Origin of the sequence: Acidocella sp. (genome assembly GCF_028687955.1) — a bacterium.
GTDB lineage: Bacteria > Pseudomonadota > Alphaproteobacteria > Acetobacterales > Acetobacteraceae > Acidocella.
The window spans coordinates 2,080-25,518 of record NZ_JAQTZC010000031.1; the positions used below are offsets into that span (position 1 = coordinate 2,080).

The 23,439-nt window shown below is 63.8% G+C and carries 21 protein-coding genes and 2 tRNA genes; 14 read left to right on the top strand and 9 right to left on the bottom strand.

The window, feature by feature from the left end; genetic code table 11:
- The coding region (gene mfd / locus PHE40_RS05880; RefSeq protein ID WP_299959364.1) for a transcription-repair coupling factor at nt 1–2,323 on the top strand (2,323 nt) is incomplete at its 5' end.
- 273 nt (nt 2,324–2,596) lie between these two features.
- On the opposite strand, the gene PHE40_RS05885 is transcribed toward mfd, so the two are convergent.
- Nucleotides 2,597–2,672 (bottom strand) — tRNA-Asn (locus PHE40_RS05885).
- A gap of 328 nt (nt 2,673–3,000) precedes the next feature.
- Here PHE40_RS05885 and PHE40_RS05890 point away from each other — a divergent pair.
- The 5 genes from PHE40_RS05890 to PHE40_RS05910 all read left to right on the top strand — a co-directional run bounded on the left by PHE40_RS05890 (nt 3,001) and on the right by PHE40_RS05910 (nt 8,322).
- Nucleotides 3,001–3,087 (top strand) — tRNA-Leu (locus PHE40_RS05890).
- Nucleotides 3,088–3,267: 180 nt separating this feature from the next.
- Nucleotides 3,268–4,320 (top strand): efflux RND transporter periplasmic adaptor subunit, encoded by a 1,053-nt coding sequence (locus PHE40_RS05895; RefSeq protein WP_299959367.1) that lies wholly within the window; start codon nt 3,268–3,270, stop codon nt 4,318–4,320.
- Complete coding sequence (locus PHE40_RS05900; protein ID WP_299959370.1) at nt 4,271–6,088, top strand: ATP-binding cassette domain-containing protein; 1,818 nt, start codon at nt 4,271–4,273, stop codon at nt 6,086–6,088. Before PHE40_RS05895 ends, PHE40_RS05900 begins: the two co-directional genes overlap by 50 nt.
- Nucleotides 6,085–7,209, top strand: a complete 1,125-nt coding sequence (locus PHE40_RS05905; protein WP_299959373.1) for an ABC transporter permease — start codon at nt 6,085–6,087, stop codon at nt 7,207–7,209. Before PHE40_RS05900 ends, PHE40_RS05905 begins: the two co-directional genes overlap by 4 nt.
- Before the next feature lie 3 nt (nt 7,210–7,212).
- A complete protein-coding gene (locus PHE40_RS05910; protein ID WP_299959376.1) occupies nt 7,213–8,322 on the top strand; it encodes an ABC transporter permease in 1,110 nt (369 codons plus the stop codon).
- A gap of 41 nt (nt 8,323–8,363) precedes the next feature.
- Here the strand turns inward: PHE40_RS05910 and PHE40_RS05915 are convergent, their stop codons facing one another.
- The 3 genes from PHE40_RS05915 to PHE40_RS05925 all read right to left on the bottom strand — a co-directional run bounded on the left by PHE40_RS05915 (nt 8,364) and on the right by PHE40_RS05925 (nt 9,692).
- The gene (locus PHE40_RS05915) at nt 8,364–8,582 is read right to left on the bottom strand and encodes a hypothetical protein (RefSeq protein ID WP_299959379.1); all 219 of its coding nucleotides are present in this window, start codon (nt 8,580–8,582) and stop codon (nt 8,364–8,366) included.
- 39 nt (nt 8,583–8,621) lie between these two features.
- Complete coding sequence (locus PHE40_RS05920; RefSeq protein ID WP_299959423.1) at nt 8,622–8,774, bottom strand: response regulator; 153 nt, start codon at nt 8,772–8,774, stop codon at nt 8,622–8,624.
- Between the two features lie 153 nt (nt 8,775–8,927).
- On the bottom strand, nt 8,928–9,692 hold the full coding sequence (locus tag PHE40_RS05925; RefSeq protein WP_408838688.1) for a ferredoxin--NADP reductase: 765 nt from the start codon (nt 9,690–9,692) through the stop codon (nt 8,928–8,930).
- 207 nt (nt 9,693–9,899) lie between these two features.
- Between PHE40_RS05925 and PHE40_RS05930 the strand changes: the two genes are divergently transcribed.
- From PHE40_RS05930 to PHE40_RS05950, 5 genes are all read left to right on the top strand, one after another.
- On the top strand, nt 9,900–11,909 hold the full coding sequence (locus PHE40_RS05930; protein WP_299959385.1) for a hypothetical protein: 2,010 nt from the start codon (nt 9,900–9,902) through the stop codon (nt 11,907–11,909).
- A 41-nt stretch (nt 11,910–11,950) separates the two neighbouring features.
- Nucleotides 11,951–12,526: a cob(I)yrinic acid a,c-diamide adenosyltransferase gene (locus PHE40_RS05935; RefSeq protein WP_299959388.1), complete on the top strand. Its 576-nt coding sequence runs from the start codon at nt 11,951–11,953 to the stop codon at nt 12,524–12,526.
- Nucleotides 12,527–12,529: 3 nt separating this feature from the next.
- Complete coding sequence (locus PHE40_RS05940; protein ID WP_299959390.1) at nt 12,530–13,324, top strand: sulfotransferase; 795 nt, start codon at nt 12,530–12,532, stop codon at nt 13,322–13,324.
- Nucleotides 13,325–13,346: 22 nt separating this feature from the next.
- A complete protein-coding gene (gene folD / locus PHE40_RS05945) occupies nt 13,347–14,231 on the top strand; it encodes a bifunctional methylenetetrahydrofolate dehydrogenase/methenyltetrahydrofolate cyclohydrolase FolD (RefSeq protein WP_299959393.1) in 885 nt (294 codons plus the stop codon).
- A gap of 123 nt (nt 14,232–14,354) precedes the next feature.
- Nucleotides 14,355–14,972 carry a helix-turn-helix domain-containing protein gene (locus PHE40_RS05950; RefSeq protein WP_299959396.1) on the top strand — a complete coding sequence of 206 codons (618 nt, stop codon included), beginning with the start codon at nt 14,355–14,357 and terminating at the stop codon, nt 14,970–14,972.
- Here the strand turns inward: PHE40_RS05950 and PHE40_RS05955 are convergent.
- The 4 genes from PHE40_RS05955 to PHE40_RS05970 are packed head-to-tail and all read right to left on the bottom strand — an operon-like array spanning nt 14,969 to nt 19,121.
- The gene (locus PHE40_RS05955; RefSeq protein WP_299959399.1) at nt 14,969–16,234 is read right to left on the bottom strand and encodes a DUF4010 domain-containing protein; all 1,266 of its coding nucleotides are present in this window, start codon (nt 16,232–16,234) and stop codon (nt 14,969–14,971) included. The genes PHE40_RS05950 and PHE40_RS05955 overlap by 4 nt on opposite strands.
- Complete coding sequence (gene metC / locus PHE40_RS05960) at nt 16,231–17,409, bottom strand: cystathionine beta-lyase (RefSeq protein ID WP_299959402.1); 1,179 nt, start codon at nt 17,407–17,409, stop codon at nt 16,231–16,233. Before metC ends, PHE40_RS05955 begins: the two co-directional genes overlap by 4 nt.
- The gene (gene sseA / locus PHE40_RS05965) at nt 17,410–18,243 is read right to left on the bottom strand and encodes a 3-mercaptopyruvate sulfurtransferase (protein WP_299959405.1); all 834 of its coding nucleotides are present in this window, start codon (nt 18,241–18,243) and stop codon (nt 17,410–17,412) included. It abuts the gene before it with no gap.
- A complete protein-coding gene (locus PHE40_RS05970; protein ID WP_299959408.1) occupies nt 18,243–19,121 on the bottom strand; it encodes a helix-turn-helix domain-containing protein in 879 nt (292 codons plus the stop codon). The genes sseA and PHE40_RS05970 overlap by 1 nt, the downstream gene beginning before the upstream one ends.
- 207 nt (nt 19,122–19,328) lie before the next feature.
- Here PHE40_RS05970 and PHE40_RS05975 point away from each other — a divergent pair, with 207 nt between their 5' ends.
- Both PHE40_RS05975 and PHE40_RS05980 read left to right on the top strand, forming a co-directional pair.
- Nucleotides 19,329–20,375: an AI-2E family transporter gene (locus PHE40_RS05975; RefSeq protein ID WP_299959411.1), complete on the top strand. Its 1,047-nt coding sequence runs from the start codon at nt 19,329–19,331 to the stop codon at nt 20,373–20,375.
- Nucleotides 20,376–20,422: 47 nt separating this feature from the next.
- A complete protein-coding gene (locus tag PHE40_RS05980; RefSeq protein ID WP_299959414.1) occupies nt 20,423–20,830 on the top strand; it encodes a YraN family protein in 408 nt (135 codons plus the stop codon).
- On the opposite strand, the gene PHE40_RS05985 is transcribed toward PHE40_RS05980, so the two are convergent.
- Nucleotides 20,827–22,203, bottom strand: a complete 1,377-nt coding sequence (locus PHE40_RS05985) for a dipeptidase (protein ID WP_299959417.1) — start codon at nt 22,201–22,203, stop codon at nt 20,827–20,829. The genes PHE40_RS05980 and PHE40_RS05985 overlap by 4 nt on opposite strands.
- Nucleotides 22,204–22,280: 77 nt before the next feature.
- Between PHE40_RS05985 and cysS the strand changes: the two genes are divergently transcribed.
- On the top strand, nt 22,281–23,439 hold a 1,159-nt coding region (gene cysS, locus PHE40_RS05990), incomplete at its 3' end, for a cysteine--tRNA ligase (protein ID WP_299959420.1).

Genomic DNA, 23,439 nt, shown 5'->3' on the forward strand with positions numbered 1-23,439 from the left:
CAAATGGGCGGCCTCCGGGCGCACCATCATCCTCGCCGCCTGGAGTGCCGGCTCGCGCGAGCGCCTCACCCTCATGCTGCGCGAACACGGCATCAAGGACATCCGCCCCGTCACCAGCGCGGATGAAGCCCGCGCCCTGCCCAAAGGCACCGTGGCGCTCGCGGTCCTTGGCATCGAGCGCGGCTTCATCATGGACCGCCTGGCCCTGGTCGCCGAGCAGGACCTCCTCGGGCAACGCATCGCCCGCCCGCCCAAGCGCCGCAAACGCGCCGACCAGTTCATCGCCGACGCCACCGAAATCGCAGCGGGCGATCTCGTCGTCCATCAGGACCACGGCATCGGCCGTTACGATGGGCTGGAGACCCTCACCGTCAACGCCGCCGCGCATGACTGCCTGCGCATTCTCTACGATGGCGGCGACAAACTCTTCCTCCCCGTCGAGAACATCGACCTGCTCTCGCGCTTCGGCCAGGAGGGTGATGGCGTCTCGCTGGACAAACTAGGCAGCACCTCCTGGCAGGCCCGCAAGGCCAAGGCCAAAAACCGCATTCAGGACATGGCAGCCGGTCTCATCCGCCTCGCCGCCGAGCGCCAGATGCACGAGGCCCCGCTGCTCAGCGCCGATGAAGGCGCCTTTGCCGAATTCTGCGCCCGCTTCCCCTATGCTGAGACCGAGGACCAGGCCAAGGCCATCGCCGACGTGCTGGAAGATTTCGCCGCCGGCCGCCCGATGGACCGTCTCATCTGCGGCGATGTCGGCTTCGGCAAAACCGAGGTCGCCCTGCGCGCCGCCTTCGTGGCCGCCATGTCGGGCACCCAGGTCGCCGTCGTGGTCCCCACCACTTTGCTTGCCCGCCAGCATTTCCGGGTGTTCTCCACCCGTTTCGCGGGGCTGCCGGTTAAAGTCGCGCAGCTCTCGCGCATGGTCACCGCCAAGGAGGCCACCGCCGTGCGCGCGGGCCTGGCTGACGGCAGCATAAGCATCGTCATCGGCACCCATGCCATCATGGCCAAATCCGTCACCTTCGCCGATCTCGGCCTGCTCATCGTCGATGAGGAACAGCATTTCGGCGTCGCCCATAAAGAGCGGCTGAAGCAGCTCAAGGCCGATGTCCACGTCCTCACCCTCACCGCCACGCCCATTCCGCGCACCCTGCAACTGGCCCTCACCGGCGTGCGCGATCTCTCGCTCATCACCACCCCGCCGGTTGACCGTCTGGCCGTGCGCACCTTCATCATGCCGTTTGACAGCCTCATCATAAAGGAAGCCATCGCCCGCGAAAAATTCCGCGGCGGGCAGATTTTCTGCGTTGTCCCCCGGCTGGATGATCTGGAACCCATGGCCGCCCGCCTGCGCGATATCGTGCCTGACATCCGCACCGTCACCGCCCATGGCCGCCTCGCCCCCACCGAGCTCGAGCGCGTGATGACCGAGTTCGGCGAGGGGAAATATGACATCCTGCTCGCCACCAACATCGTTGAGAGCGGGCTGGACATGCCCGCCGTCAACACCCTCATCATCTACCGGGCCGATATGTTCGGCCTTGCCGGGCTCTACCAGCTGCGCGGGCGCGTCGGCCGCGGCAAGCAGCGCGGCTACGCCTATCTCACCTGGCCGGTTCACCACCAGCTCTCCGCCGCCGCGCAAAAACGCCTGGAGGTGATGCAAACGCTTGACCAGCTGGGTGCCGGCTTCACCCTCGCCTCGCACGATCTCGACCTGCGCGGTGCGGGCAATCTGCTGGGCGACGAACAATCCGGCCACATCCGCGAAGTCGGCATCGAGCTTTACCAGCAAATGCTGGAAGACGCGGTCAACGCGATCCGCGCCGAAGGCCGGGGTAAAAAAGCCGAGGACCGCGACTGGACCCCCAACATCAACCTTGGCTTGCCGGTCCTCATTCCCGATGCCTATGTCTCCGATCTCCCTGTTCGCCTCGGCCTCTACCGCCGCATCGGCGCGCTCACCTCGGATGCCGAGAGCGAAGCCCTGGCCGCCGAACTTGTCGATCGTTTCGGCGAACTCCCCGCCGAGGTCGAGAACCTGCTGGAGACCGTCGCGCTCAAACGCGCCTGCCGCGCCGCCGGTGTGGAAAAGCTGGATGCCGGGCCCAAAGGCATGGTCATTTCCTTCCGTAAAAACGATTTTGCCAATCCCGCCGGCCTCATCGCCTGGATTTCCTCACGCGGCGGCACGCTCAAGGTCCGCCCGGACCAGAAACTCGTCGTCGCCCGCGATATGGATGTCGCTGCCCGAGTTGGCATCGCACGGGATGTACTGGGCAATCTGGTGAAACTGGCCCAGCTCCAACCCGCCGCTTAAAGCAACCCGCGTTTAGATTGACGCAGAGCGTTCAAGTTATACCAGCCCGCCAAGAGCTTGACTCTCTGGGTTTGGTGGCGGGCTGGTATAAGCTCTTGATTATGCGCGCGGCCGCCCCACCAGCCCCGCGCGCATACCAGTCAGCCTTAAGGCTGACTGGTATTACCTGAAATCCGCTGCATCGCGCCGCGGACGAAAGGGACAAGCAGGCCACTGCGCGCTTTGGTTTCCACTGCCAATTTTTGGTTTAATCCAAAGGTTTTTGAGGGTAACTGGCTCCCGAAGTAGGACTCGAACCTACGACCGAGCGATTAACAGTCGCTTGCTCTACCAACTGAGCTATTCGGGACCAGTGGGGGCGCTATAGCCAAACCTGCGCGCGGGTGCAAGGCACCCGGTTGATTTCATTTTACCCTTCAGACCAACGCATCTTAAAGGATGGCCGTTGGGGCGAGATTTTCGGCGCGCAAAGCGGGTTAATCTGAAGTCATCGCACTCTAAATCTGGTTCTGGCCCCAAAACGGCGAAATGCCGCGGGGACCTCTGGCCGAGGCCTCAAACGAGGTACCGCGCCGCGGTTCGCCAAATTCGGGTGGAAGAGCACGAAAGGGCAGGGGAATTGGCATCGAGGCGTCATCTTGGCAGATGGCCGATGCCTCGCTATAGGAGAGCCATCTGCGGGCGTGGTGGAACTGGTAGACGCGCCGGACTCAAAATCCGGTTCTGGTGACAGAGTGTCGGTTCGATTCCGACCGCCCGCACCACCTCTTTGAAAATTCACGAGTCCAGCATCGCGCAATGGCGGCAATGCGGGAATCGAATGGCTGGCGATCCGTGCTGGTCACCAAAGCTGGCGGACGTTGCAAAATGGCTGGTTGCGGCATAGCCTGCACGGCAACCCAGGCGCGCAGTGAACCGGCAACAGCAGGTGGATAATCGCGATCATGTCTAAACGTATTCGTATTTTTATGGCTGTTTTTTTTGCCATACTGCTCATTGGCGGCGCTGTTTTTTATTTTCTGCAAAATAACGCAAGGACAGAAAAACTAACCTTTTACGGCAACGTGGACATTCGCGAGGTTGAAGCCGCGCTCAATGATAACGGGTTTGTCACGAAGTTGCTGGTGCAGGAGGGCGATCAGGTTCACAAGGGTGAGTTAATCGCCCTGATGGACGATCAGCGTTATGCGGCATCCTTGGCGGCGGCGCAGGCGCAGGCGGCAAACCAGAAACAAATTCTGGCGGCGCTGCTGGCGGGTACGCGCCCGGAACAGATCGTGCAGGCCAAAGCGCAGATGGACGCGCTGGCGGCGGTCTATCAAAACGATGCCGCCAATTATCAGCGCTATGCCGCCCTGGTGCCCTCCAGCGCTGCCAGCCGCCAACAGCGTGATGACGCCAAGGCCGCCTATGATAACGCCAAACAGAATTATGAGGCCGCCAGGCAAGCCTATATCCTGGCGGTGAAAGGCCCGCGCCAGGAGGACATCGCCGCCGCCCAGGCCGCGTTTGATGCCGCCGCCGCGCAGGCCCGGCTTGCCGCCGTGGAACTTGCCGACACAAAACTCTACGCCCCCGCCGATGGTATCATCGAAGAACGGATTCTCGAACCCGGCGACATGGCCTCGCCGCAAACACCGGTCTACACCATTGCGTTGACCAACCCGCTCTGGGTACGCGCCTATGTGCCGGAAACCTCGCTGGGCAAAATCATCCCCGGCATGGCGGCGGATATCACCACGGATTCCTATCCGGGCAAGGTCTATCACGGTTGGGTCGGCTATCTCTCGCCCACGGCTGAGTTTACGCCCAAGAATGTGGAGACGCCGGATCTGCGCGCCGAGTTGGTGTATCAACTGCGCGTCTATGTCTGCAATGCGCATAATCAGCTCCGCCTGGGCATGCCGGCGAGCGTCACGCTCGATCTAACCCACACCGCCGCGGCCAATGCGCCGCGCGGCCCTGCCGTATGCGGTGGCGATGCCGCCGGAAACTGAAGGCGCACCGCTGGTTCTGGAGCAAGTCACGCGGCGCTTCAAAATTGGCAAACGCGTCGTGGCCGCGCTGGACTCGGTCAGCGCCACCACCGCGCCGGGGCTGGTCATCGGGCTGATCGGCCCGGATGGTGCGGGCAAGACCACGTTGATGCGCCTGATCGCCGGGCTGCTGCGCGCCGATTCCGGTGCGATCCGCGTGTTTGGCACCGATGTGGCCGCCGCCCCCCTGAAAGTGCAGGGCATGATCGCCTATATGCCGCAGCGTTTTGGCCTTTATGAAGACCTGAGCGTGCAGGAAAACCTCGATCTCTATGCCGATCTGCAAGGCGTCGCGCCGGAGGCCCGCGCCACGCGCTACGGCGAGTTGCTGCATATGACCGGGCTGGCGGCGTTCACCACGCGGCTCGCGGGCAAGCTCTCCGGTGGGATGAAGCAGAAGCTCGGCCTCGCCTGCACGCTCATCCAGCCGCCGCGCCTGCTGCTGCTCGACGAGCCGACCGTCGGGGTCGATCCGGTCTCCCGGCGCGAACTCTGGGCAATCGTGGATCATCTGGTGCGCGGCCAGGGTATGAGCGTGCTGCTCTCCACCGCGTATCTCGATGAGGCCGAGCGCTGCGACGAGGTGCTGCTGCTGCATGAGGGTAAGTTGATCGGCGCGGGCAAGCCATCGCAATTCACCCAGGCGATGGCCGGGCGCAGTTTTCAGGTGCGCGCGGCCAACATGTCCAAACGTGCGCTCCAGGGCGCATTATCGCGCCTCCCTGGCGTCACCGACGCCATCATCCAGGGCGCGGCGGTGCGGATGGTGCTGGATGCGGGCATACATCCCGGGATTGTGCGCGAATCCGGCCTTACGGATGCCGTCATCACGCCGGCGCCGCCGCGTTTTGAGGACCGGTTCATCGATTTGCTGAAAGCCAAGGCGGCAGCCGCGGCAATTGCCCCCACGACTTCCGCCAAACCAGCTGTGGCGGCCCGCGCGCCTGCGGCGCAACCCGGCATGGAGATTCAGGTTTCGCACCTGCTCAAGCGGTTCGGGGATTTCTGCGCGGTTGATGACATCAGCTTCACCGTTGCACGCGGTGAGATATTTGGCCTGCTCGGGGCCAATGGCGCGGGTAAATCCACCACCTTTCGCATGTTGTGCGGCCTGCTGCCCGCCACCTCGGGCAGCTTGCGGGTCGGCAGCTTCAACCTGCGCACCGCCGCCGCCACGGCGCGCGGCCGGCTGGGCTACATGGCGCAAAAATTCTCGCTCTATGGCGATCTCTCGGTGTTGCAGAATCTGCGTTTTTTCAGCGCCGCTTACGGGCTGACCGGTGCGAAGCGCAACGCGCGCATCGACTGGGCGCTGCGCGAATTCGAGCTGGCCCCAATGCGCGATGCCACCAGCCGTGATCTTCCCCTTGGCTTCAAGCAGCGCATGGCCCTGGCCTGCGCGCTGATGCACGAGCCCGATGTGCTGTTTCTCGATGAACCCACCTCCGGCGTGGACCCGCTGGCCCGGCGCGAATTCTGGCAGCGCATCAACGCGCTCGCCGATTCCGGGGTCACGGTTCTGGTTACCACGCATTTCATGGATGAGGCGGAGTATTGCGACCGCCTGGTGATTATGGGGCAAGGGAAAGTTCTGGCGGAAGGGACTTCGGAGTCCTTAAAATCCGCCTGCCGGGATGAGACCCACCCGGACCCAAGCATGGAAGACGCCTTCGTGGCGCTGATCGAGGCGGATACCGCCCGCAGCGCGGCGCCAGTGGGGGCGGCATGAAGGCCGGAATGTTGATGCGCCTGCGCGGGCTGATCCGTAAGGAGAGCCTGCAAATCCTGCGCGATCCATCCTCCATCGCCATCGCCTTTCTGCTTCCCGCCATTTTGCTGTTGCTGTTTGGCTATGGCGTCTCGCTCGATGCCAAACATGTAGCGTTGGGCATCGTGGTGGAACAACCCAGTGCCGCCGCCGCCAGCTTCACCGCGCAGTTTTCTAACTCGCCTTATTTCGCGCCACGGAATTTCCCCAACGCCGCCGCCGCACAAACCGCCCTCTCGCATGAGACGATTGAAGGCTTCGTTTGGCTCCGCGCTGATTTTGCCCGCCGCCTGGCTGCGGGAAAAAGTCCGGATATCGGCGTCTATGTCGATGGCATCAACGCCAATAACGCCCGCCTCGTTGAAAACTATGTGCAACAAAGCTGGGCGGACTGGATCACCTCGCAGGCTGATCTGGCCGGCGCCTCTAATCCGCTGCCAATCAACGTGGAGCCGCGCATCTGGTTCAACCCGGCGGTCAGCAGCCGCGATTATCTGGTGCCTGGGCTTATCGCCGTCATCATGACCCTGACCGGCGCGCTGCTCACCGCATTGGTGATCGCCCGCGAGTGGGAGCGCGGCACGATGGAAGCGTTGATGGTCACGCGCGTCAGCATGCACGAAATCCTGATCTCCAAGGTGGTGCCGTATTTTCTGCTCGGCATGGGCGGCATGGCGGTATCCGTGACCATTGCGGTGTTTCTCTTCGGCGTCCCGCTTTATGGCTCGTTGCTGGTGCTCACCCTGGCCGCCGGCCTGTTCATGCTCGCCTCGCTGGGCATGGGGCTGCTGATCTCAACCATTGCCAAAAACCAGTTTGTCGCGGGGCAGATCGCGATCATCACAACCTTCCTGCCGGCCTTCATCCTCTCCGGCTTCATTTTTGATATCGGCAGCATGCCAGCGCCGATTCGGGTGATCACCCATATCGTCGCCGCGCGGTATTTCGTCTCCATCCTGCAAAGCCTGTTTCTCGCGGGTACGGTCTGGCCGGTCATCTGGCCCAATCTTCTGGCCTTGCTGCTCATGGCTATCTTTTTTCTCGGCGTGGCGCGGCTGGCCGCGCGCAAACGGTTGGACTGAACAATGCCGCGCCGCGTTCTCGCTCTCATCATCAAGGAATTTCTCGCCATTTTGCGGGATGCCAAAAGCCGCATGGTGCTCATCGGCCCACCTTTGATCCAGTTGGTCGTGTTCGGCTATGCCGCGAGTTTTGATCTCAACCACGTCCCCTTCGCGGTGTATGATCAGGACCGCAGCGTTGCCGCGCAGGACCTGGTGGCGCATTTCACCGGCTCGCGGGCATTTACCGAAGTCGCCTCGCTCAAGAGTGATCATGAGATAAAATCCCTGATCAATTCACGCCAGGTTGAAATGGTGCTGGTCATAGACCCGCGCTTCAGCCGCGACCTACTAACCGGAAAAGCCGCCCCGGTGCAGGTGATTGTCGATGGCCGCAACTCCAACACGGCGCTGCTCATTCTCGGCTACGCCAATACGATCATAGCTGATTACAGCCAGCAATGGGCCGCCACGCATGGCCTGCCATCGCCCCCGGCGCAGCTGGACCCGCGGGCGCTGTTCAACCCCAATCTGGATTCCCACTGGTTCATCATTCCGGGCATCGTGGCGCTGCTCACCCAGGTTGTCACCTTGCTGGTGGTGGGGCTTTCCGTGGCGCGTGAGCGCGAGGCGGGCACGTTTGACCAGATATTGGTAACGCCCATGCGCCCGCTCGATATTCTGCTCGGCAAATCCATTCCCGGCCTGATTATCGGGCTGGCCGAAGGCAGCGTCATTGTTCTCGCCACGGTATTCTGGTTCCAGGTCCCGCTGCATGGCGGGCTGGCGCCGCTTTATCTAGGGTTGTTGCTGTTCGTGCTGGCCAACACCGGCATCGGGCTGATGATCTCGTCACTGGCCGCGACACAGCAGCAGGCCCTGCTCGGCGCGTTCCTGTTCATGGTGCCGTCGATCATCCTCTCCGGCTTCGCCACGCCAATTTCAAACATGCCGGTCATCGTCCAGAACCTCACCTGGCTCAACCCGATGCGCTATGCTTTGGTCATCATCCGCCGCAGCTTTCTGGAACACCCGAGTTTTACCTCGCTGCTGGCGCAATACCTACCGATGGCGGCGCTGGCACTGGTCAGTCTGGCCGCCGCCGGGTGGCTGTTCAGAAAGCGCGCGGTGTAATCTCATCCGAACGATCGCACTCTCATGCGGGAAAAAACACATCAACGCGCGCCACCGTCCCACCCCGCCCCCCGGCGCACCAGTATGTCGATCCGGCCGTTCACGGGCGAATGCTGGATCGCATTTTCCACGAGATTCTTGAACATTGTCTTCAGCTCCGCGGGAGCCGCCCGCATGCGCGCCAGCAGCTCAGCCATCTCGAACGGTTTCAGCACATAGTCACCGGCCCCGCCATCGAGGCCGCTGATGCGCTCCTCCACGGCGTCCCTGGCGGTGACGATGAGGATGGGAACCGGATTTCACCGCGCGCGGAGGGCGCGCAGCACCTGCATTCCATCCTTGCCGGGCAGGCCCAGGTCCAGCAGCACCACGCCGTATTCCTGGCTTTGCGCGCTCTCCAGGGCGTTGGCGCCGTCGCGCACCCCGTCAACCGCGTAGGCCGCGTCCCGCAGGGTCTGCGATAGCCAGGCCTCCCGGTGTTAAACCAGCCCGCCAAGAGCTTGACTCTCTGGGTTTGGTGGCGGGCTGGTATAAGCTCTTATTTTTGCGCGCGGCCGCCCCACCAGCCCCGCGCGCATACCAGTCAGCCTTAAGGCTGACTGGTATTATTTCTCGACGAACGCCTTCTCGATGACAAACTCGCCCGCGCCGTGGTGGCTGCCCTCATGAAAGCCCTGCGCCAGCAGGAACTGGTTCAGATCGTTCAGCATATGCGGGCTGCCGCACAGCATCACGCGGTCGCTCTGCGCGTTCAGGCGCGGCAGACCGAGGTCGGCCTCCAGCTTGCCGGTCTCCAGCAGCGTGGTGATGCGCCCCGTGTTGCGGAACGGCTCGCGCGTGACGGTGGGGTAGTAGAGCAGCTTGTCCGCCACCAGCTCGCCGAAGAACTCGTGTTCGCGCAGGCTGTTGACGATCATCTCGCCGTAGGCGAGTTCGGGGATGGTCCGGCAGCCATGCACCAGCACCACATGCTCGTAGCACTCATAGGTGTTGGGGTCCTTGATGATGCTGACGAACGGCGCCAGCCCGGTGCCGGTGCCCAGCAGATACAGCGTTTTGCCGGGGAGCAGGTTATCCTGGATCAGCGTGCCGGTCGGCTTGCCGCCCACCAGAACCTCATCGCCGACGGCGAGCTTCTGCAGATGCGAGGTCAGCGGCCCGTCCGGCACCTTGATGGAGAAGAACTCAAGCTGTTCCTCGTGGTTGGCGTTGCACATCGAGTAGGCGCGCAGCAGCGGGCGGCCATTTACCTTCAGGCCGATCATGGTGAACTGCCCGCTGATAAAGCGAAAGCCCGGATCGCGCGTCGCGGTGAAGCTGAAGAGCGTGTCAGTCCAGTGCCGGACAGTCAGCACCGTCTCGGTATACATCGTCGCCAATATATTGCTCCTAGAGAAATCGTTGGCGGTGATTTAGACGGGAAGGGGCCAAATGTTAACCGTTCTTTTGGGCATTCCAGCCCGTCGCGTGGAGAGGTTATCCCTCGATTCCGGCCTTAAAACGGGAGTTGGAGGATGAAATTGGCATTTTCATCGCCTTTACACTAAATCTCTCTCTGTTCAGGAGCGGGTGAGAAAATGCAAACTGCGGCGTTTTTGGAAATTGAGCGTGATCTTCTTGCAGGGGCGATCCGCCAGCAACCGGAATTTACCGTTTTTAAGGGAATTAGCGCCCCGTTGCCGCCGCAGGCTGGTGAACACCCCGGGCTTTCAGACTTTTATCTGCGCCATGCGCTGGAGAGCGCCTGGTTCTCCGCGCGCGGCATTGCCCCGGCCCTGGCCTCGCTCGCCGCCGCCCGCGCCGCCGCCCAGTTCATCATGGCCGAGGCCGAGGCGCTGGCCTCGGCCGAGCGCGCCGCGCTGCCCGCCTGGGTACACCCCATGGCGGCCGATGTGGCTCCCGGCGCCGAGGTTCTGGCCGCGCATTTCCCCGCCACCGCGGCGCAGATCGCCCTCATCCGCCGCATCTGGCCGCTGCTGGGCACCGCCGAGGGGCTGATGGAGACCGGCGGCGACATCCGCCTGGCGCGTGACCCGCGCAGCGCCCTCAACGGCTACGGTTGCAGCCACCGCCCGCGCCCCTGGGCGATCACCTTTGCGTCCTCCACCGCTTCATCTTCCTCCGAGCGCGGCTACACCGCGGCTGACCGCGCCCGCCTGCGCGCCACGCTGGCGCTGTTGCGCGGCACCACCAGCCGCAACGCGGTGCGCCAATCGCTCAATGCGGTGCGCCGCGGCATTGCCAAGGTTTTTGGCCTGCGTCCGGACGAGCAGATCATCCTCGCCGCCTCGGGCACCGACACTGAATTGCTCGCCCTGGCGTTGACTCATCTCGCCGGCGCGGCGCAGCCGATCCTCAATATCCTCATCGCGCCGGAGGAAACCGGGCGCGGCGTGCCAATGGCCGCGCGCGGGCTGCATTTCGCGGTGGATACCGCCCTGGGTCATGATGTCACCTTTCAGGCCCCCGTCGCTGGGTTCCGCGCGGATACGGCGCTGGCCAACATCCCTCTGCGTGAGGCTGACGGCGCCCTGCGCGCGGCGGCGGTGGTGGAGGCGGAAACCGCCGCGGTGATGGCAAACGCCATGGCCCAGGGGCAACGGGTGATCCTGCATGCGCTGGACCTCTCCAAAACCGGGCTGCTCGCCCCCCGCCCGGCGTTTCTGGCGCAGATGCGCGCGTTGTACGGCGATGCGTTCGACATCGTGGTGGACGCCTGCCAGGCCCGGCTCTCGCCCGCCTCGGTGCGCGCCTATCTGGCGCTAGGCGCGGTGGTGCTCATCACCGGTTCCAAATTCTTCACAGGCCCTCCCTTCGCCGGCGCCGCCTTGCTGCCGGCGGCCATCGCCGCCCGGCTGGCCAGCGCGTGCCTTCCCGCCGGGCTGGACGCCTATTTCGGCCGTGACGACTTCCCCCCCCGCGCGCGCGCCGCCGCCAATTTGCCTCCGGTCGGCAATTATGGCCTGGCCCTGCGCTGGCACGCGGCCCTGGCCGAGATGCAGGCGCTGCTGCGCGTGGCTCCGGCCCAGCGCGCCGCAATTCTGGAGGGCTTTGGCCAGATCGTCCGCGCGGCGGTGGCCGCCCAGCCCGCGCTCAGCCTGCTCGATACGCCAGAAATCCACCGTGGCCCGCAGGCCGAACCCTGGGAGCATCTGCACAGTATTTTCACCTTCTCCCTGCGCGCCCCGCACGCGCCGGGCCGCTGCCTCACCCCGGCCGAGGCCCGCAAGGTATATCTCTGGCTTAATACCGATCTCTCGGCCCTGTTCCCGGCCGAGCAGCAGATCGCCGCACGTATCTGCCATATCGGCCAGCCGGTGCCGCTGCCCCAGCCCGGCTGCGCGGAGCCGCAAGGTGCGCTCCGGGTTTCCGCCGGGGCGCGGCTGCTCTCGGGCGAGCCCTCGCACCGTGACTTGGCCCGGGCGGCGCGGCTACAGCGCGAATTCGCGGACCTCGCCGTGGTGTTTCGTAAGATAGACCTTATCCTGCGCAACTGGGACCGGCTGAGCACGGCCAACCCGCAACCCTGCTACCGCCCGGCGCGCCCCGCCTGGGCCGCGCCCCGGCGCGGCAGCCCGGTTGCTTAACGCGGGTTGCGCGGCCCGCCCGGCCGTGGCTGAATGGCGCCATGGTCAAACTCGATAAAATCTACACCCGCGGCGGCGACACCGGGGAAACCTCGCTTGGCGATGGCACGCGCGTCGCCAAATCCTCGGCGCGGGTCACCGCTTACGGCGAGGTCGACGAAGCCAACGCCGTGCTCGGCCTGGCCCGCCTGCACGCCACCCCGGCGAGCGATGCGCTGCTCGCGCGCATCCAGAACGACCTGTTCGACCTCGGCGCCGATCTCTGCGTGCCGATCGAGGAGGCTCCCAAATACCCGCCGCTGCGCATCACCCAGCCGCAGGTGGACTGGCTGGAAGCCCAGATCGACAGGCTGAATGCCGGTCTGGCGCCGCTCAACTCCTTCATCCTGCCCGGCGGCACGCCCGCGGCGGCGTTTTTGCATCAGGCCCGCACCGTGGTCCGCCGCGCCGAGCGCGCCACGGTGCATCTGCTTTCCAGCCCGCACGAGGCCGTGAACCGGCTGGTCCTGGTCTATCTCAACCGCTTGTCAGACTTCTTGTTCGTGCTCTCGCGCGTGGAGAACGGCCAGGGCGCCGGAGATGTCCTCTGGGCGCCCGCCGCCAACCGCGACGGCTGATTTTTGCCGGGCAAGGTCTCAATTTTTGGCTGCGGCGTGCAGAAGGGCGGCACCACCAGCCTGTTTGCCTATCTGCGCGAACACCCGGACCTCTGCGCCCCGGGACAAAAGGAGCTGCATTTTTTCGACGATGAATCCCGTGACTGGTCCGCGCCCGGCTACCCGGCGCTGGAGGCTCTCTTCCCCGCCAGTGATGGCGCGCGGCAGCGGTTTGACATCACGCCCATCTACGGCTTCTGGCCGCCCGCCATCGCGCGCATCCATGCCTATAACCCGCAAGCCCGGCTGATTTATCTCTTCCGGGACCCTTTCGAGCGCGCCTGGTCGCACTGGTGCATGGAATATGCCCGCGGTTTTGAGACCTTGCCGTTTTCCGAGGCGATACGGGCCGGCCGCGCCCGCTTGGCGGGGGTGCCGCCGCTGGCGCGCGCGCAGCGGATCTACACCTACCTTGAACGCGGCTTCTACACCGGGCAGGTGCGGCGGGCGCTGCGCTATTTCCCGAGCGAACAGCTGTTGTTCCTGCGTTCGCAGGATTTGTTGCACGACCACGCCAGGGCGCTGTGCAAAATTGCTGATTTTCTCGGCATCTCTCCCTTCGCCGCGACGGCGCCAAAGCGCGAACAGCCGTTTGAATTCATCCCGCCGGCCGCGCAGCCCGATGCCGCAGACCTGGATTACATCGCCGGGCTGCTGGGCGATGACGTGCGGGCGTTCTCACAACTGACCGGGTTGGATGTTACCGGCTGGCCGGTGACCCGGCGCCGGTTTGCCTCGGGCGCGGCTGCGGGAGTATGAGCGCGGCGCGTGATGAGGAGGCATGATTTTGGCTGATATTATCGACGGCAAGGCTTTTGCGGCCTCTCTGCGGGCAAGCATTGCGGCGGAGGTCGCGGGACTTTCATTTCAGCCGGGCCTCGCGGTGGTGCTGGTGGGCGATGACCCGGCCTCAAAAGTCTACGTTGCCAACAAGGCCCGCCAGACGGTGGAGGCTGGCATGCGTTCCTTTGAGCACCGCTTGCCCGCTGAGACCACGCAGGCCGATCTGTTGGCGCTGGTGCAGCGCCTTAATGCCGATGCCGCGGTGCACGGCATCCTTGTGCAACTGCCGCTGCCCCGGCATCTGGACGCTGATGCGATCATCGCCGCGATTTCTCCGGCAAAGGATGTTGACGGCCTGACCGTCACCAACGCCGGGCTGCTGGCCAACGGCCTGCCGGGGCTGGTGCCCTGCACGCCGCTTGGCTGCATCCTGCTGCTGCGCGCGCGCCTGGGCGGCATGGCCGGGCTGAACGCCGTGGTCGTCGGGCGCTCCAACCTTGTCGGCAAGCCGATCGCGCAGATGCTGCTTGCGCAAAACTGCACCGTTACCATCGCACATTCAAAAACCCGCAACCTGGCGGCCATTTGCCGTGGCGCGGATATTCTTATCGCCGCCGTCGGCCGGCCCGAGATGATCCGGGGTGACTGGATCAAGCCCGGCGCCACCGTCATCGATGTCGGCATCAACCGCGTTCCCGCCGAAATGCCGGGCAAAACCAGACTCGTCGGGGATGTCGCCTTTGCCGAAGCCGCCGGCGTGGCGGGTATTCTCACCCCGGTTCCCGGCGGGGTCGGGCCGATGACGATCGCCTGCTTGTTGAGAAATACCCTGACCGCCGCAAAACGAATTGAGACGCGCGCGGGCCTCGCCGCTGGGGTGTAAAGAGCGCTGGCGTTTTCAACTTCCACGTCATAAGACGCGCATATGAAGCGTAAGGTCTCAGCCAAACCGGCTCCGGAAAATCAAGCCTCTTCCAGGGCTAAGCCGCTCAAGGCGGCAGCGGTTGTGGAGTCTCATGCCACCGGCTCCGCCGCCGCCGCGGCCGTGGAGAAAACCCTGGAGCAGGCGATCGGCGTGCAGGTCCGCATGTTGCGGCGGCGAATCGGTGTCACGGTGGCCGAGCTTGCCGCCGCTTCCGGTATTTCCGGGGGGATGCTTTCAAAAATCGAAAACGGGCAGATTTCCCCCTCGCTCGCCACGTTGCAAGCCCTGGCCCTGGCGCTGAACGTGCCGATCACCAATTTCTTCGCCTCTTTCGAGGAAAAGCGCGACTGCTCGTTCGTCAAGGCCGGTACAGGCGTGGTCATCGAGCGCCGCGGCAGCAAGGCCGGGCACCAATACAGCCTGCTCGGCGCAGCCCTGGGCGGCACGCTCAGGGTCGAGCCATATCTTATCACTCTGCAAGAGGATGCGGCATCCTACACGGCTTTTCAGCATGAGGGGACGGAGTTCATCTATATGCTGAGCGGTGAGGTGGTCTACCGCCATGGCGATCAGGCATATCATCTCACCCCGGGCGACGCCCTGCTGTTCGACTCCGCCGCCCCGCACGGGCCGGAAAAACTGCTGACGCAGCCGATCAGCTATCTCTCCATCATCGCCTATACCCGCGAGAGCACCTAAAAAAACACAGTATAGGCCACGGACAAAACCATAGACCCAGCCAGCCACGCCGCCGCCGGCAGCATCTTCCTGCTGCGCGAGAAGCCCATCGCATAGCCCGCCTTCAACAAATTATTGCTGCCGCTCGCGATCAGCACCGCGCTGACGATGGCCGCCCGGCCGACCTGGAATTTTCCGTCCAGCAACGAAAAAATAAACGGATCGATATCGGAGAACCCGACCGCGAAGCTGAGCACATGCAGCCCGTTCACGCCAAAATTGCTGGTCACGAAGTTGGTTACCGCCGCGAACATCACGAAGAGCAGCGCGAACAGAAACGCCACGGGCAGGTCCAGCGGATTTGCGCTTATAACGGCATGTTCCGGTCCGGCGCCATTTTTGGCGCGGCGCGCCAGCAGCCAGGCGATCGCCAGTGAGAGGATAAACAGTGCCGCAAACGGCGGGGCCAGCGCGCGGGCGGCGTCGGCATGGCCCAGCAGCAGGATCATCACCATCAGCCGGGCATACATCATGGCCGTGGCGATCAACACCGCCGCCGGGGCCAGCGCGGCCTGCCCAGGTTCCGCGCGCGCCGCGCGCGCCAGCACCACGGTGGCCGCGGTGGAGGAATACATGCCGCCCAGAACGCCGGTCAGCAGCGTGCCCGCGCGGGGGAATATGTAATGATGCGCCAGATACCCGAGGTAGGAGATACCCGAGATCACCAGCACCGCGGTCCACACCTTGGTATAGGTAATGCCCGCCAGGCCGGGGATCACCGCCTGCGGCAGCAGCGGTAATATCAGCCCGGCGAGTATAAAGAACTTCGCCAGCGTCACGCCTTCTTCGGCGGGGAAGGCATCGGAGAGCTTGCGGATCTCGGTTTGCTCGCCCAGCGCCAGCAGCATCACAATCACCAGCACAGCGGCCACAGCTAGCGGCGCCACCAGCACAAACGGCCCCAGCGCATAGGCCAGCAGCGCGATCACCGTGGGCAGCAGCGCCGGGTCGCCAGCCTGCACACGCTTCCAGTATTCGAGCATCAGCAGCGCGCCCGCCACCACCAGCCCGGCGCAAAATGGCACCACCGGTGCCACCACCCAGAGCACATAGCCCAGCGCCGCCAGCAAGGTGATGGTGCGTGTGGTGCCAAATCCCAGGGCCACCGGGGCGGCCAGCCTTTCGCTGCGCCGCCGGTAGGCATGCAGTTCCAGCCCAATGAGAAAGGCGAGTGCGATGGTGCCCAAAAACCCGCTGAGCAGCGGGGGAATAAATCCGCTCATGCGGCCCGCAACGCCGCCAGCCCCTGCTCCAGATCTTCGATCAGGTCGTCGACGTTCTCCAGCCCGATCTGGAAGCGCGCCAGATTGCCCTCGAAATTGCCGGTTCCCTCGGTGCGCTTGATGGTCCCCGTGGTCGGCAGCACCAGGCTCTCATACCCGCCCCAGCTCGCGCCGATGCCAAACAGTTGCAGCGCGTCGATCATCGCCACCACCGCTTCGGCGGAATAGGCGGGCTGGAACACCACACCGAACAACCCGCAGGCGCCGGAGAAATCGCGTTTAAAAAACGCATGCCCCGGGCAGCCGGGCAAGGCGGGGTGCAGCACACGCGCCACCTCGGGCCTGGCCGCGAACCAGTGCGCCACGCGCAAGGCCGCGGCCTCCTGCGCCTTGAGGCGCACATGCAGCGTGCGCAACCCGCGCAGCGCCAGCCAGCAATCATCCGGCGATGCGTAGGAGCCAAGCTCTAGCGCGCCCAGGCGCAGCCAATGCCAGTCTTCATCGGTGTTCACGCTCACCGCGCCGAGGATGATGTCCGAATGCCCGCCAGCATATTTTGTCAGCGCCTGGATGGAGACATCCACCCCATGGGTGAACGGCTGGAAATGGTGCAGGCCCCAGGTATTATCCAGAAACACCTTCGCCCCGGCGGCGTGTGCCACGCGCGCCAGCATGGGAATATCCTGCACCTCGAAAGTGTGGCTGCCCGGGCTTTCAGTGAACAGCACGCGGGTATTGGGCTGGAACATCGCCCGCGTCGCCGCCTCGTCCACCATCGGATCGTAATAGCTCGTGCTGACGCCGTAGCGCCGCAGCACGCGCTCGCAGAAGGTGCGAGTCGGCCCGTATACGGAATCGGGCACCAAAATATGATCCCCGGCATTCAGATACGCCAGCAGCGGCACGGTGATAGCAGCCAGCCCCGAGCCGACGACCTGGCAATGCGTGCCGCCCTCGATCCGCGCGATCATGCTCTCCAGGGCAAAATGCGTCTCGTTGCCGCACAGGCCATATATTTCAACCGGCTCCAGAATATGTTTGCCGGTCTCGAGCTTGGTTGCCATATCGGGGTAGAGCACGGTCGAGCCGCGCACGAGCTTGGGGTTCACGAAGCCGTAGGAGCGGGTTGGGTTGCGCCCGTCGTGCACCAGCGCTGTCTCAATCTTTTTTGTCATTTAAACCTCGACCGGCGTGTCATCGCGCGCGCCCCATTCAGACCACGAACCATCATAAAGCGCGCCTTCCGGCAGGCCCGCAACCACCAGCGCCAGGGTGAGAACGGCGGCGGTGACGCCCGAGCCGCAACTGGTGATGACACCCCGCCCAGACCCCACCCCGGCAGCGGCGAAAATCTCTCGCAAGCGGTGCGGCGCCAACATATGACCATCTTCGAGAAGGGCGCCGAACGGCAAGGATTTAGACCCCGGAATATGCCCGCCGCGCATGCCGGGGCGCGGCTCAGGCACCGAGGCATCAAACCGCCCGGCGGCGCGGGCATCCAGCACCAGGGCCTCGTTGGTTTCCAGGTTGCGCCGCATGTCATCCAGCCCGCGCACCATGTGGCCCCGGTAGGTGGCGCTGAAGGTGCCCGGCGCGGCGGCGGCCGGCTCGCCGGCTTGCACGGGGTGGCCAGCCGCCACCCAGCCGGGCAGCCCGCCATCGAGCACTGAAACATTGTCATGCCCGAACACGCGCAGCATCCACCACAGCCGCGCGGCGGAAAACAGCCCGCGCTGATCGTAGACCACCACATCGTCCGCGTTGCTCACGCCCAACCCCGCTATGGCGGCGGCGAAGGCAGCAGGTGCGGGCAGCATGTGCGCCAGCGGCGTGGTATGGTCGCAGACATCATCGAGGTCGAAAAACCGCGCGCCGGGAATATGCCCGCTCAGGAAGAGCGCGCGTGCGTCCTTGGCCTCATTGGGCAGATAGTAGGTTGCATCCAGCACCCGCACGCCTGGCTTGCCCAGCGCGTCCGCCAGCCAGGCTGCCGTGACGAGCGGTGGCATCAACCGCGTGCGGCGGCGATGATGGCGCGCACCCGCTCGGCGGCGGCAGCCCCTTTCACCGCCTCACGCCAGGCAACCTCGGCCACGCGCTGGTGCGCGGCCACGGCATCCTCCGCACCGGTGATCATCGCCACGCCCGATTGCAGGCCCGGCGGCGCATCGGCCGGAAACGGGTTGATCGCGAGCGTCGCGCGCTCACGCGAGCGCAGCAGCGTGAACGGCCCGTTCGGCTCGCCATTCGCCATCAATCCAAGCTGCAGGCCGATCGGCTCGCTCTCCATCAAATTCGCCACCAACTCCATCTCGCGCGCGGCTATCTCGCGCGCGGCCTGGCGCAACCGCTCGCTCACCACAATGCTGCCGGCGATGCCCTCGGCGAGGAACTTCTCAACCGAGGCGGGGGGAAGAATCCCGATGATCGAAGGCTTGCGCGCCGTGTACATGCGCTTGCGGGCCATCATCACGCCCAGCAACTGTTCGGCGGCGGCACGGGCGGCGGCGCGGTCAGCTCCCATGGCCTCCGCTTGCTCCTCGAATATCTGGGCCAGTACCGAATCGTACTGTTCAGATGAGATCAGGTAACAAACCGGGCCGAATACCTGCAAAATCTGGTCAGAGGTTTCCTCAATTTGGCGAATACGCTCCATGTAGCCAACCGGCTTGGCGTAATACTCGACTCCGATGCCCAGCAGCGTGAGCGGGGAGATCTTCAGCAACTCGGCCAGGCGATTGACGGTATCGAGTTTAATGACTTCGCCCTTCTCGTAGCGGTAAAGTGCTGCCCGCGAGACACCCAGGCGGGCGGAAATTTCTTCCGCCTTCAATCCCGATTCCATCCGGTAAGCGCGCAATTGCTGACCAATTTCATTGAAACGCATTGTTGCTCCCCTTGTTCCAGCAATTCGCCGCTGTGCAGCGCCGTGATCGTGTCATCGGCTCTTGAGGTGAATTGAAAAAGACATTTGCGCAACTAATACATCAACTGTCGAAAAATACAAAAATATTACGAATCCTGAGAATTTTGTAGCCGGCTGACAAATGGCGCCGCTTGGTCAGGAGCGCGTTTTGGTGCATCAACTAAAGCCATGAAATCTGAACGAATTCTGTTGCTCGCGCTGGCGGTTTCCCTGGGCCTTGGGTGTTTCCTGATCCTTCGGCCGTTTCTTCCGGCCATGCTCTGGGCCGCGATCCTGGTTTATTGCCTCTGGCCGGTTTACATCGGGTTCAGCCGTTATGTGCGTCCCTCACTCTCGGCGTTTCTCATTACCCTGGCTGTGGCCACAGTAGTGTTGGTGCCGCTGGTGCATCTGGCGCTGGTGGTCGCCAAGGAGGCGCGCGCCGGGCGCGGCTGGGTGCAGGATGTGATCCTGAACGGCCTGCCGCCGGCCCCCGCGTTTCTGGCAAAAATTCCGCTAATGGGCAGCATCCTGACTGATTTCTGGAACAATTCGGCTGATGATCTGGGCGGTGCCGCGGCTTCGATGCAGCCGGTGCTGGGCACCGTGGCGCATTCGGGCATCCGGCTGCTGAGTGAGATTGCGCACGGGTTGATCGGCACGGTGGTGGCGTTGTTCATCTCTTATTTCTTTTTCCTGGCCGGGGAGCAGTTCATCATGCGTATCCGGCTGCTGTTGGTGCGCATCATGAATGAGAGCCGGGTGGAGCATCTTTTCGTTCTGGTCGCGGCGACGGTGCGCGGCGTGGTGTTCGGCATTCTGGGTACGGCGGCGATGCAGGGCATTCTCTATGCCATCGGCTTCGAGATTGCCCGCGTGCCGCAGGCGCTGCTGCTGGCCAGCCTCGCGGGGCTGGTCTCAATCGTCCCCGCCGGCGCGGTGATCGTTTATGTGCCGCTTTGCTTGTATCTTCTGGCTCAGGGTCACCCGGTCATCGCCGTCATGCTGGCAGTGTATTGCTTCGTGGTCGTGGGCGGCGCGGATTCGATCGTCCGGCCTTGGCTGATCTCCAAGGGCGCCTCGCTGCCCTATGCGCTGACCCTGATCGGCGTGTTGGGCGGCGCGATTGCCTTTGGTGCGCTGGGTATTTTTCTGGGGCCGGTGCTGCTCGCGCTGGGGCTGGCCGTGGCGGAAGAGTTCGCCGGAGAGTCGCGGGGCGCCTGGCGGCAGCCGTAAGAGGAATGTAAATCAAAAATTAACTAATTTGTGGCTTTGATGAAAGCATGAATCAAAATGCCGCACCTCTTAATGGCGAATTCCTGAAGCCCTTATCGCTTGCAAAACACCGCGCCGCTGAAATTCTTGGCCGGAACGCAGAGGATGAGGTGGCGTTGCACTGGCGGAGCAAGGGGTTTGGCGTTTTGGCGCAACGGCTGCGCACGGCCGCGGGGGAAATAGACCTCGTGGTGGCCAATGCGGAGGTGCTGGTGTTCGTTGAGGTGAAGGCGCGCAAAACCATGGCGGAGGCGGCGTACGCCGTTTCGCCAAGGCAGCAGGCGCGGTTGCTGGAGGCCGCCAGCGTGGCCCTGGCCACACATGAGGGTTGGGAGCGGCCATGCACCCGTTTTGATGTGGCGCTGGTCTATCCAGGCGGCGTCTCGCACATTGAGGACGCCATTCGCTATAATTAACTTGCGAAGGCGGTAAGCAGGCGGGCATGCGCGCGGGTGCCGCGATGGAAGCAAGCCAGTTCGAACTTTTCGTTCGGGGAATGGATGCAGTCATCATCCAGGCCGAAACCGGCGAGCAGGGTTTCCAGCCCCAGATGAGTCTTGAAGGCTTCCACCACCGGGATTGAGGCGCCGCAGCCCACCAGTGCTGCCGGTTTGCCGAACTCAGCCGCCAGCGCCTCGCGCGCGGCGCGCATGAAGGGGGCGTTCAGGTCCATGGAGAATCCTGGCGCGGCGCCGAAGTGCCTGAATGTGGCTTTGGCGTCAGGGGGCAGGCGAGAGGTGATGAATGTCTCGAAATTTTTCACGATCTGCTGCGGGTTTTGCCCGGGGACGAGGCGGAAGGTGAGCTTGGCCGTCGCCTGGGCCGGGATGACGGTTTTGGTGCCCTCGCCCTGATAGCCGCCAAAAATACCGTTGATGTCAGCGGTCGGGCGCGCCCAGAGCTGGGCCAGGGGAACTTGTTCCTGCTCACCGGCGGGGGTGTGCAGGCCTACGTCACCCAGGAATTCCTGGGGGTCGAAGCCGAGCTGCGTCCAGGAGGCGAGCAGCGCCTCGGGCACCGGGGATATGCCATCGTAAAAACCGGGGATCTGGATGCGGCCGGTGGCGTCGTGCAGATCGCCCAGGATGCGGGTCAGCGCGTTGATGGGGTTGAGGGCAATGCCGCCGAACAGGCCGGAATGCAGGTCACGCGCGGGGCCGTTGATGGTAACTTCCACCGCCGCCAGGCCGCGCAGCGAGGTGGTGATGGCGGGGGTGGTGAAATCCCACATATTGGTGTCGGCGACCAAGACGAAATCGGCCTTCAGGTTCTCGCGCTCCTTGGTGAGAAGCTCGGCCAGCGAGGGGCTGCCGCATTCTTCTTCGCCTTCCAGCAGGATGGTCAGGCGCACCGGGAGCTTGCCGGTGACCGCCAGATGCGCGCGGCAGGCCTCCAGGAAGCTGACAACCTGGCCTTTGTCATCCACCGCGCCGCGGGCGACGATGCGCTTGCCGCGCGGGCCGTCAACCAGTTGAGGGTCGAACGGATCGGAGTGCCAGAGGTTCAGCGGGTCGGCTGGCTGGACGTCGTAATGGCCGTAGAAGAGCACATGCGGGGCGGTGGGGCCTGCGGTGAGATGGGTGGCGATGACGCCGGGTAGGCCCGAGGTCTCGGAGAGCCTGGTGGTAAAGCCCATTTCGGCCAGGGTGTCGCGCACCCATCCGGCAGCCCGCCGGCAATCGCCCGCATGGGATGGCTGGGCGCTGATGCTGGGGATGCGCAGCAGGGCAAACAGGCGTTGCAGCGAGGTTTCGAGCGTTGAGTCGATGTGGGAGAGAATCTGTTCCATGGCTCTATTTGGGGCGCGGGGTGAGAAAAGATCAATGCGGCTTGATTTGCCGCAAAAACTCGCCGAAGAGCGCAGGCATGACCGAACTTTTGCTGCACAATACCCGGACCCGGACCAAAGAGGTTTTCAGGCCGATCGACCCTGGCAATGTGCGGGCGTATTTATGCGGACCGACGGTGTATGACCGCGCGCATATCGGCAATGCGCGCAATGTGGTGATTTTCGATGTGCTGATCCGGCTGCTGCGGCGGCTGTATCCAAAGGTGACGTATGTGAGGAACATCACCGACATCGACGACAAGATAAACACCCGGGCGCGTGAGCGGGGCTTGAACATCGTACAGGTGACCGAGGGGCCGATCCGCTATTATCATGAGGACATGGGGGCTCTGTATGCGCTCCCGCCTGATATCGAGCCGCGGGCGACGGAGCATCTGGGCGAGATCATCGAGATCATTCAGCGCTTGATCGCTAACGGGCATGCTTATGAAGCGCAGGGGCATGTGCTGTTCGCGGTGGCGTCGGATGCTGATTACGGGAAATTTTCGGGGCGCTCGCCAGAGGATTTGATCGCCGGCGCGCGGGTGGATGTGGCGCCTTATAAGCGCGATCCGGGCGATTTTGTGTTGTGGAAGCCCTCATCGGATGATTTGCCGGGCTGGCCGAGCCCTTGGGGACGCGGGCGGCCGGGATGGCATATCGAGTGTTCGGCGATGTCCTGGAAGCATCTGGGTGAGAATTTTGACATTCATGGCGGCGGGGATGATCTGATTTTTCCGCATCATGAAAATGAGATCGCGCAGTCATGCTGCGCGTTTCCGGGGTCGCATTTTGCCAATGTGTGGGTGCATAACCGCATGTTGCTGGTGAACGGCGAGAAGATGAGCAAGTCGCTGGGGAATTTTCTGGTGCTGCATGATGTGTTGCAGAGCGCCCCTGGCGAGGCGGTGCGGTATTTGTTGATGCGCACACATTACCGGGCGACGCTGGATTTTTCGCAGGCCGGGCTGGTGGAGGCGAAGCGGGAGCTGGACCGGTTTTACCGGGCGATTGCCGCGCATGAAGGACTGCGCGCGGCGGGCGAAATTCCGACTTGCGTGCTGGAGCCTCTGTTGGACGATTTGAATACGCCGGGGGCGATTGCGGGCTTGCACAGCCTGGCTGACGCGGCGCTGGCGGGAGATGCGGCGGCGGCGGCGGGATTGCTGGCGGCGGGGCAGGTGCTGGGGTTGTTCA